This is a genomic window from Brevundimonas sp. (assembly GCF_013823285.1).
Taxonomy (GTDB): Bacteria; Pseudomonadota; Alphaproteobacteria; order Caulobacterales; family Caulobacteraceae; genus Brevundimonas.
In genome coordinates this window covers 1-9,897 of sequence record NZ_PNLV01000091.1, presented here as the reverse complement: position 1 = coordinate 9,897, position 9,897 = coordinate 1, and the positions used below count along the sequence as shown (strand labels likewise).

The 9,897-nt window shown below is 71.4% G+C and carries 8 protein-coding genes and 1 pseudogene; all 9 read left to right on the top strand.

Going from position 1 to position 9,897, the window contains the following annotated elements; translation table 11 throughout:
- On the top strand, window positions 1–802 hold an 802-nt coding region (locus C0461_RS11565; protein WP_292107063.1), incomplete at its 5' end, for a cytochrome c-type biogenesis CcmF C-terminal domain-containing protein.
- Complete coding sequence (locus C0461_RS11560) at window positions 799–1,284, top strand: cytochrome c-type biogenesis protein (protein WP_292107062.1); 486 nt, start codon at window positions 799–801, stop codon at window positions 1,282–1,284. The genes C0461_RS11565 and C0461_RS11560, both read left to right, overlap by 4 nt.
- 105 nt (window positions 1,285–1,389) lie before the next feature.
- Window positions 1,390–2,946: a Do family serine endopeptidase gene (locus C0461_RS11555; protein WP_292107061.1), complete on the top strand. Its 1,557-nt coding sequence runs from the start codon at window positions 1,390–1,392 to the stop codon at window positions 2,944–2,946.
- Window positions 2,947–3,049: 103 nt separating this feature from the next.
- Entirely contained in the window at window positions 3,050–3,721 is a 672-nt protein-coding gene (locus tag C0461_RS11550) for a response regulator transcription factor (RefSeq protein ID WP_292107064.1), read from the top strand.
- A gap of 6 nt (window positions 3,722–3,727) precedes the next feature.
- A complete protein-coding gene (locus C0461_RS11545) occupies window positions 3,728–5,134 on the top strand; it encodes a HAMP domain-containing sensor histidine kinase (protein WP_292107059.1) in 1,407 nt (468 codons plus the stop codon).
- On the top strand, window positions 5,131–8,034 hold the full coding sequence (locus tag C0461_RS11540) for a bifunctional [glutamine synthetase] adenylyltransferase/[glutamine synthetase]-adenylyl-L-tyrosine phosphorylase (protein WP_292107058.1): 2,904 nt from the start codon (window positions 5,131–5,133) through the stop codon (window positions 8,032–8,034). The genes C0461_RS11545 and C0461_RS11540 overlap by 4 nt, the downstream gene beginning before the upstream one ends.
- 72 nt (window positions 8,035–8,106) lie before the next feature.
- A complete protein-coding gene (locus C0461_RS11535) occupies window positions 8,107–8,703 on the top strand; it encodes an EF-hand domain-containing protein (RefSeq protein ID WP_292107057.1) in 597 nt (198 codons plus the stop codon).
- 50 nt (window positions 8,704–8,753) lie between these two features.
- Window positions 8,754–9,338, top strand: a pseudogene (locus tag C0461_RS11530) (RNA polymerase sigma factor); the annotation flags it as partial.
- Entirely contained in the window at window positions 9,335–9,757 is a 423-nt protein-coding gene (locus C0461_RS11525) for a hypothetical protein (RefSeq protein ID WP_292107054.1), read from the top strand. The pseudogene C0461_RS11530 and the gene C0461_RS11525, both read left to right, overlap by 4 nt.
- Window positions 9,758–9,897: the final 140 nt, after the last annotated feature.

Sequence of the window (9,897 nt, the reverse complement as noted above, 5' to 3'; positions counted from 1 at the left end):
GACCTTCACGCCGCTGATGGCCGTGGCCCTGATCATCCTGCCCGCCGGGCCGCTGCTGGCGTGGAAGCGGGCGGACCTGAATGGCGTGGTCCAGCGCCTGACCCTGGCCTTGGCCGTGGCGGTGATCGCGGCCCTGATCGCCCTGTTCGCGTTCGATCCCATGAAGGCCCTGGCGGCGGCGGGGATCGGGCTGGGGGTCTGGCTGATCGCGGGAGCACTGGCCGAGCTGGCCGAGCGCATCCGCCTGTTCCGGGCGCCCCGCGCCGAGGTGTGGCGGCGGCTGACCGGCCTGCCCGTGGGCGCCTTCGGCATGACCCTGGCCCACGCGGGTCTGGGCCTGTTCGTCATGGGGGCGGTGGCCGAGACGGCCTTCAAGATCGAGGCGGTGGCGGTGACCGCGCCCGGCGGACCGGTCGCCGTGGCGGGGCCGTGGCACGTGACCCTGGACGATGTGCGCATCGTCGAGGGGCCGAACTATCTGGCCGAACAGGGGGTGTTCACCGTGGCCCGCGAGGACGGCGCCGGCGCGCGCACCCTGACCGCCGAGCGGCGTTTCTTCCCGGCCGGCGGGCAGACCACTACCGAGGTGGGACTGGATTTCCGGGGTCTGGACGACGTCTATGTGGTGCTGGGCGAGCGCCGGGCGACCGAGACCCTGGCCCAGGCCTGGACCGTGCGCGTGCACTGGAACCCCTGGGCGCGGCTGATCTTCCTGGGGCCGACGCTGATGGCGCTGGGCGGACTGGTGTCCCTGTCGGACCGGCGGCTGCGGTTCGGCGTGGCGGGGAGGAAGCGGGGATGAGGCGTCTGCTGCTGATCGTGGCCGTGGCCCTGATGGCCTTCGCGGAACCGGCGGCGGCGCCCGACCGGCCCTTGCCCGATCCGGCGCAGGAGGCGCGGGCGCAGGCCCTGTTCAGGGACATCCGCTGCGTGGTCTGCCAGCACGAATCCATCGCCGATTCCCCCGCCGGGATCGCCGCGGACATGCGCCGTCTGGTGCGCGACGAGGTGGCGGCGGGGCGCAGCGACTCCGAGATCGAGGCCGGACTGGTGCGGCGCTATGGCGACTATGTGCTGTTCCGGCCGCCGTTCAACGCGGGAACGCTGATGCTGTGGCTGGGGCCGTTCCTGGTGGTGCTGGTCGCGGGGGGCGTTCTGCTGACGACCCTGCGGCGCCGCCCGGCGGAGGCCGCGCCCCTGACGGCGGCCGAGGAGGCCGCGCTGGAGAAACGGTTGGCGGAGCGCCCGGATTTGGACGCATCCTCGCCCCATGATCATCCCTGATCTGTATGAACCGTAACTGGTTCGCCTTGGCGCGCCGCGTCATAGGGTTATATCAAGGGGCACAGGGCCGCCCTTCGGCCCCGCCGAAACGACACAAGGACGACGATGCTGAAGCGTAAGGAATTCATTCTGGGCGCCGCGGTCGGACTGACCTTCGCCGCCGCCGCGACCGCCGGCGGGATCATCGATTGGCCGGCCGCCGGCGCGCAGGAGCAGCGGGCCGAGCTGCGCAGCGGGCTGGTGCCCGCCGCCACCGCCGGCGCCGTGCTGTTCCAGCCGCCTCCCGGTGCGCCCAATTCCTTCGCCGACATCATCGACCAGGTCTCGCCCGCCGTGGTGCAGATCGACGTGACCACCCGCGTGCCGCGCCCGAGCGTGCGCGGCTTCCCCAACATTCCGGGTCTGCCGTTCCCCTTCTCGGTGCCGCAACAGCCGCAGGGCGAGGACGGCGAAGAGCCGATGATGGAGGGGGCCGGCTCCGGCTCGGGCTTCTTCATCTCGGCGGACGGCTACATCGTCACCAACAACCATGTGGTCGCCAATGCGTCCGAGATCACGGTGCGTCTGACCGATGATCGGGAGCTGACGGCCCGGATCGTGGGCCGTGACGAACTGACCGATCTGGCGGTGCTCAAGGTGGACGGCGGGACCTTCCCCTTCGTCCAGTTCGAGACCCAGGCCCAGCCCCGGGTGGGCGACTGGGTCGTGGCGCTGGGCAATCCCTTCGGGCTGGGCGGTTCGGCCACGGCCGGGATCGTCTCGGCGCGCGGGCGGGACATCGGCGATCAGTATGTGGACTTCATCCAGATCGACGCCCCCATCAACCGGGGCAATTCCGGCGGTCCGACCTTCGACATCTATGGCCGCGTCATCGGCGTGAATACGGCGATCTTTTCGCCCACGGGCGTGTCGGTGGGCATCGGCTTCGCCATTCCGGCCGACGTGGCGCAGCGGGTGACCCAGCAGCTGATGCAGGGTGGCAGCATCGAGCGGGGCTATCTGGGTGTGCAGATCAGCACGCTCACGCCCGACATGCGTGAAGCCCTGGGCCTGGATGAGGGTGTAACCGGCGCTTTCGTGGGCGACGTCACGCCGGGCGGTCCCGCCGCCGCGGCGGGGCTGCGCGCCGAGGATGTCATCACGGAGATGAACGGCCAGGCCGTGCGCAATAACACCGATCTGACGCGACGGGTCGGCCAGGCCCGGGCCGGCGACACGCTGCGCCTGACAGTTCTGCGCGAGGGACGCCGCGTTCAGGTGAATGTCCGCGCGGGTGTGCGTCCGCCGGAGGACGAGCTCAACAATCCCACGCCCGGCCAGCAGAACGGCACGGCCGAGAGGCCTGCGGCCGCCGGCGTCGTGGTCGAGGGGCTGCGGGTCGCGCCCATGAGCGCGGCGCTGCGTCAGCAGTACGGCATTGATCCGCAGATCAACGGCCTGGTGATTCTCGGCGTCGAGGCCGGCTCCCGGACCGCCCGCATCCCGTTCGAGCCCGGCATGGTCATCCAGAGCGCCGACCGCAGGCCGGTGACGACCGTGGATGAACTGCGCGCCGCCGTGCAGCGCGTGAGGCAAGCCGGACGGCCGAGCATCCTGCTGTTTGTGCGCACAGGCCAGGGCAACACGCCGGTGGTGCTGCCTCTGGAAGGTGACGAGGAGTAGGGTGGTCAGAAGGCTGATCGGCCTCGGTGGAATCGCTTCGTGATTTCCCCGAGGCCGTGAATCAGGTTCTGGCGTTATGCTGGCGATTCTGGAGACGGGGCTGATGCGCATACTGGTGGTCGAGGACGATGCGGAGGCCGCGGGCGCCATGGTGCGCGGCCTGTCGGAGGCGGGGCACGAGGTGACCCACGCGGTGGACGGCGCCTATGGCCTCGTGGAGGCCCAGAAGGGCGGCTTCGACGTCTATGTGGTGGACCGCATGATGCCGCGCCTGGACGGGGTCGGCATGGTCGAGACCCTGCGCAAGGACGGGGACCAGACGCCGGTCCTGTTCCTGTCGGCGCTGGGCGAGGTTGAGGACCGGGTCACCGGCCTCAAGGCCGGGGCCGACGACTATCTGGTCAAGCCCTACGCCTTCGCCGAGCTGATCGCGCGGGTCGAGGCCCTGTCGCGCCGCCGCGAGACCGGCGGGGTGCAGACGGTGCTGAAGGTGGGTGATCTGGAGATGAACCTGATCGCCCGCACCGTGCATCGGGGCGAGACCGAGATCGACCTGCAGCCGCGCGAGTTCCAGCTGCTGGAATTCCTGATGCGCCACGCCGGCCAGTCGGTGACCCGCACCATGCTGCTGGAGAAGGTGTGGGAGTACCATTTCGACCCCCAGACCAACGTCATCGACGTCCACATCAGCCGCCTGCGCGCCAAGATCGACAAGGGCTTCGACAAGGCCATGCTGCAGACGGTGCGAGGCGCGGGTTACCGGCTGGAGGCCTAGGGCCTCATGAAACTGCCCTCGCTCTTCCGGCGCACGCCCTTCCGGCTGACGCTGATGTTCGTGGCCCTGTTCGCCGCAGCGGCGTCGGCGGTGCTGGCCTATGTCTATGTGGCCTCGGCGTCCGAGGCGCGGGCGCGGGCCGAGGCCGACGTGCGGCGCGAGGTGGGGGTGCTGACCGCCATCTATCGGGAGCGGGGGCTGAACCCCCTGAACCAGGCGCTGGTGGAGCGCATCCTGAGAGGCGGGCCCTATCTCTACATCCTGCTGGACGCCGAGGGCGAGCCGGTCACCCGCAGCCTGAACATCACCCCGGTGGAGCCGCGCCCGGACGACCCGCCCGAGCGGTGGGAGGCGTTCCGCTTCACCGACACCGACGAGGCGGGCCGCATCATCCGGCGGCAGGCCCTGGGCGTCATGGTGCGGCTGCAGGGCGGCGAGCTGCTGTTCGTGGCCGAGGACATCGGCGACACCGAAGCCTATCTGGACCGCCTGACCCAGGCCCTGTGGGGCGCCATGCTGCTGGTGGTGGTGCTGGGTCTGGGCGGCGGCCTGCTGATCAGCCGTAATCTGGAACGCTCCATGAGCCGGTTCAACACCGTGGTCGCGGCGGTCAAGGGCGGCGACCTGAAGGCGAGGGCTGAGGTGCGCGGCTCGGGCGACGAACTGGATGAGCTGGGGGCGGGCCTGAACGGCATGCTGGACCGGCTGGAGGCGTCCATGGCCTCGATCCGCCACGCCGGGGACGCCATCGCCCACGACCTGCGCAGCCCGCTGACGCGCATGCGGGCCAAGCTGGAGGTGGCCCTGATCGATGCGGAGGCCGGGCGCATCGACGCCAATGACGCCCTGCAGATGGCTCTGGCCGAGGCCGACGAACTGCTGAAGACCTTCAACACCGTGCTGGCCATCGCCCGCCTGCAGGCTTCCAGGGAGCCGCAGACGGAGGTGTTCGACGCCGCTGATCTGGCCGGCGACATGGCCGAACTGTACGAGCCCGCGGCCGAGGACAAGGGACTGGAGTTCGACTCCGAGATCCATCGCGGCCTGATGATCCGCGCCAACCGGCCGTTCCTGGCCCAGGCGCTGGCCAACCTCATCGACAACGCCATCAAGTACACGCCCCCCGGCGGGGCGGTGATGCTGCGCGCCCGCAGGCGTTCCAGCGGGCAGGTGGAATTCTCGGTCACCGACACGGGCCCCGGCGTGCCCGATGCGGACCGCGCGCGGGTGCTGGACCGTTTCGTGCGGCTGGAGAACAGCCGGACCGAGCCGGGCTCGGGGCTCGGCCTGTCGCTGGTCGCCGCCGTGGCCGAGGCGCACAAGGGCCGCATCTATCTGGATGAAGGCCCCGGGGTGGTGGACGACACGGGGCCGGGGCTGCGCGTGGCCCTGGTCCTGCCGCCCGCCGAATGAGCGGCCTGGCCGGACAGCTGAAGCCCTGCGGGCCCGTGCTTGACGCCGGACTGGCCGCGCGCTCCCGTGAACCCGTGGAGGCCGCTGCGCGCGAGGACGGCTGGCTGGAGACGCTGGACGCCGCCTGGCCCGGGCTGGAGCCTGTGTTCGCCGCCGCGCCCTATCTGGCCGGGCTGGCCCGGCGGGGGCCGGAGCGTCTGCGCACGATCCTCGAGGCGGCGCCCGACGACCGCCTCGCCGCCATCCTCGCGCAGACCGACGCCCTGACGGGCGGCGCCGATGACCTGCGCGCGCCCCTGCGCGGGCTGAAGGCGGACCTGCACCTGCTGACCGCCCTGTGCGATCTGGGCGGGGTGTGGGATCTGGACCGGGTCACCGGCGCCCTGACCGCCTTCGCCGACGCCGCCACCCGCGCCGCCCTGCGCGCCGTCGCCCACGACGCCCGCCAGAGGGGCAAGCTGATCAGCGCCGATGACGATCCGCGCGGGCCGGTCCCCGGCCTGTTCGCCCTGGCCATGGGCAAGCACGGGGCGGGCGAGCTGAACTATTCCAGCGACATCGACATCTCGTTCTTCCATGAGCCCGATCTGGTGGAAGGCGCGCTGGCGCCCGGGGTGGAGGCCCAGCCCTTCGTCGACCGCCTGGCCCAGGGCGTGGCGGCCCTGCTGTCGGAGCGCACCGGCGACGGCTATGTGTTCCGGGTCGACCTGCGGCTGCGCCCCGATCCGTCGTCGACGCCGCCGGTGGTCCCGGCCCCGGCGGCCATGGCCTACTATGAGTCCGTGGGCCAGAACTGGGAGCGCGCGGCCTTCATCAAGGCGCGGCCGGTGTGCGGCGACCTGACGGCGGGGCAAGGGTTCCTGACCGAGCTGGCGCCCTTCATCTGGCGGCGGAGCCTCGACTATCACGCCATTGCCGACATCCATTCCATCAAGCGGCAGATCCACGCCTTCAAGACCGGCGAGGGCCTGCACGCGGCGGGCGCCAATCTGAAACTGGGCCGGGGCGGCATTCGCGAGATTGAGTTCTATGTCCAGACCCAGCAGCTGATCCTCGGCGGCCGGGACCGCGCGCTGCGCACGCCCCGCACCCTGGAGGCGCTGGCCGCCCTGACCGGGGCGGGCCATGTGAAAGAGGCGGCCCGCGCCGAGCTGTCCGCCGCCTATGTGCGCCTGCGCGGGCTGGAGCACCGCATCCAGATGCTGGCGGACGAACAAACCCACACCCTGCCGGAATCCGCCGAGCGCCGCGCCGCCGTAGCCGCCCTGTCGGGAGAGGGGGATCTGGCGGCGTTCGACGCGAGCGTCGAGACCCTGTTGCAGGGGGTGAACCGACGCTATGGGGAGCTGTTCTCGGACGAGGAAGACCTGTCCTCGCCGTGGGGGAGTCTGGTGTTCACCGGGGTGGAGAACGACCCCGAGACCCTCAAGACGCTGGAGCGCATGGGCTTCTCCAGCCCCGAGGGCGTGGCCGAGACGATCCGCAGCTGGCACCACGGCCGCATCGGCGCCACCCGCACCTCCCGCGGGCGGGAGCTGTTCACCCGTCTGGCGCCGCGCCTGCTGACCGCCCTGGCCGAGACCGGCGCGCCGGACGCCGCCTTCGCCCGCTTTTCGACCTTCTTCGCCGGACTGTCGGCGGGGGCGCAGATCCAGTCGCTGTTTCTGGCCCAGCCCGAGCTGTTCGCCCTGATCGTGCGGGTCATGGCCTTCGCCCCGCGTCTGGCCCGGACCCTGGCCCGCTATCCCGCCGCCCTGGACAGCATGCTGGACGCCCGCTTCCTGGCGCCGCTGGACCAGGACTCGGGGGTGCTTGACCAACTGGTGGCCGAGGCGGTGGGCGAGAGCGATTTCGAGGAGGCCATGAATGCGGTGCGACGCATCCACCGCGACCAGATCTTCCGGATCGGCATCCAGACCCTGACCGGCCGGGCCGACGCCGACAGCGCGGGCCACGCCTACGCTGACCTGGCGGACGTCTCGATCCGGGCCCTGTCCGCCGCCGCCCTGAAGGAAGTGACGCGACAGGGGGGCGCCTTCGCGGGCCGCATCGCCGTGGTGGCGCTGGGCAAGGCCGGGTCGCGCGAGATGACGGCCGGGTCCGACGTGGACATGATGACGGTCTATGAGGCCGACGACCCCGCAGGCATGTCGGAAGGGAAGGGCTGGAGCGCCGACACCTTCTATGGCCGCTTCACCCAGCGCCTGATCGCGGCCCTGTCGGCGCACACGGCGGAGGGGGCGCTCTATGAGGTGGACATGCGCCTGCGCCCGTCGGGCCGGGCCGGGCCGGTGTCGGTCAGCTTCCGGGCGCTGGAAGAGTACTACGCCGGCGAGGCCGACACCTGGGAGTTTCTGGCCCTGACGCGGGCGCGGGTCGTCTGGTCGAGCGATCCGGCGTTCGCGGAGCGGGTGGCCCGCGCCATCCAGACGGCCCTGCGCCGACCGCGCGATCCGGATCAGGTGACCCGCGACGTGCGTGACATGCGCGCCCTGATGGACCGGGAGCGGCCCGGCGGCGGGCTGTGGGAGCTGAAGCTGGCGCCGGGGGGGCAGGTGGACTGCGAGTTCGCGGCCCAGCATAGCCAGCTGCTGGCGGCGGCGCGGGGCGAGCCCCTGACCATCTCGACGGTGGAGGCCCTGGCAGCGCCGGGGGTGGATCCGGTGTTCGGGCGGGCCTGGAGCCTGCAACAGTCCATCAGCCAGGTGATCCGTTGCGCCTTCGAGGGGGATCCTGATCCCGAGGCGGAGCCCGCCGAGTTCCGCGAGCGGCTGGCGGGGGTGGCGGGCTTCGACAGCTTTGACGCTCTGAAGGCCGAACTGGCCGCCCGGCGCGCGGCGGCGCGGGGGGCGCTGGAAGCCCTGCTGGGGCCTCTGAATCCAGCCGCGACGGAATCCTGACGGCCGTTCGTTGAACCTTTCGACAGGGACGGACAATGCCGCCTTTCAAGGGCGGATCAGGAGAACGAACCCATGAAAAAGATGATTGTGCTGGGCGGCGTCGCCGCCCTGGCCCTGAGCGGGGCCGCGATCGCACAGACAAACGATGGCCCGCGCGGCGGCCGCATGGACCCCGATGCACGGGTCAGCCAGGCCGAGTTCGTGGAGCAGCGGGTCGCCCGCCTGACCGCCATGGACGCCAACGGCGACGGGGTGATCTCGCGCGAGGAAATGCAGGCGCAGCGTCAGGCCCGCATGGGCGAGCGCCGCGACAGCATGTTCGAGCGCATGGACGCCAACGGCGACGGCTCCATCACCCGCGCCGAGTATGACGCCGCGCACGAACAGCGCTCGCAACAGCGCGCCGAGCGCCGCGTCGAAGGCGGCGAGGCGGGTCAGCGTCGCGGCGGACGCGGTCATCGTGGCGGCCACGGCATGGGCATGCGACTTGACCGCGACGGTCAGGGTGTGACCATCGAGCAGGCCCGACAGCGCGCGACCGAACAGTTCGCCCGCATGGACGCGGACGGCGACGGTTTTGTCACCGGCGCCGAAATGCGTGCGCAACACGAGGCGCGCCGCGCTGACCATCAGGCCCGCCGGGCCGACCGTCGCCAGGCGGCGGAGTAGGGTGATGTCGGGACAGACCGGATCGGTCCGGTCGGCCCGCCCGCAAGGAAACGGAGCGAGCCGGCTTGGCGACACGGGTGGTCGATCCCGACGAAGATCTGGTGAGCCGCGTGGGTCAGGGCGACCCCGCGGCGATCCAGGCCATGGTCGCGCGCAAGCTGCCGCGCATGCTGGCGCTGGCGCAGCGCATGCTGAACGACCCGTCCGAGGCCGAGGACGTGGCGCAGGAGACGATGTTGAAGGCCTGGCGCCAGGCGCCCCGCTGGAAGCCCGGCAAGGCGCGGTTCGACACCTGGCTGCACCGGGTGGCGCTGAACCTCTGCTACGACCGGCTGCGCCGGCGGCGCGAGGTGTTGACGGATACGATGCCGGACCGGGCCGATCCCGGGCCGTCGCCGGATCAGGGATTGCAGACGGCGGAGCTGGGCGCGCGGGTGGACGCGGCGCTGGCGGCCCTGCCGGAACGACAGCGCGAGGCCATCGTGCTGTGCCACTATCAGGAGCTGGGCAATATCGAGGCTGCGGCCCTGATGGAGATCAGCGTCGAGGCGCTGGAGAGTCTTCTGTCTCGTGGCCGCCGCGCCCTCCGGGGGGCGCTGGCCGAGACGGCGCGAAATGAAGGTGTGCTGAAATGAACGCGCAACGTTTTCAGGATCTGGCCGAGGCCTACGGCGCCGATGTGCGCCGCTGGCCCGAGGCCGAGCGGGTGGCCGCCCGCGCCTTCATGGACGCCGACCGCCACGGCGCCGAACGGCTGCTGTTCGAGGCGCGCCAGACGGACCTGGTTCTGGACGCCGCGCCCCGCCCCATGGTCAGCCACGCCCTGCGCGAGCAGGTCATCGCCCTGGCGGCCGCGGCGGGGCTGAAGCCGCGCGCGCGGTTCGCCTTCCGCCGTCTGGCCTGGGCTTCGGGCGCCGGATGGGCCGCCGCCTCGGTGGCGGGGGTTCTGGTGGGTCTCAACCTGTCCCAGCCCGCCGTAGCGCGGGCCGAGGCGGACGCCGTGCTTTATCAGTCCCAGCTTCTGGCGCTGGATGACACCGAGGTGCTGGGATGAGCAAACGCGCCCTGATGATCGCCCTGGCGGTTTCGCTGGCCCTGAACCTGTTCGCGGTGGCGGCGGGGGTGACGGCCTGGGTCAGCCGCGAGGCGGCCGAGGATCGGGTGGAGGACGTCCGCTCCGGACGCGAGCGCATG

Coding starts and splice junctions, on each gene's coding strand:
- C0461_RS11525 (WP_292107054.1), top strand. CDS start 9,335: ATGAACGCGCAACGTTTTCAGGATCTGGCCGAGGCCTACGGCGCCGAT.
- C0461_RS11540 (WP_292107058.1), top strand. CDS start 5,131: ATGAGCGGCCTGGCCGGACAGCTGAAGCCCTGCGGGCCCGTGCTTGAC.
- C0461_RS11545 (WP_292107059.1), top strand. CDS start 3,728: ATGAAACTGCCCTCGCTCTTCCGGCGCACGCCCTTCCGGCTGACGCTG.
- C0461_RS11535 (WP_292107057.1), top strand. CDS start 8,107: ATGAAAAAGATGATTGTGCTGGGCGGCGTCGCCGCCCTGGCCCTGAGC.
- C0461_RS11550 (WP_292107064.1), top strand. CDS start 3,050: ATGCGCATACTGGTGGTCGAGGACGATGCGGAGGCCGCGGGCGCCATG.
- C0461_RS11555 (WP_292107061.1), top strand. CDS start 1,390: ATGCTGAAGCGTAAGGAATTCATTCTGGGCGCCGCGGTCGGACTGACC.
- C0461_RS11560 (WP_292107062.1), top strand. CDS start 799: ATGAGGCGTCTGCTGCTGATCGTGGCCGTGGCCCTGATGGCCTTCGCG.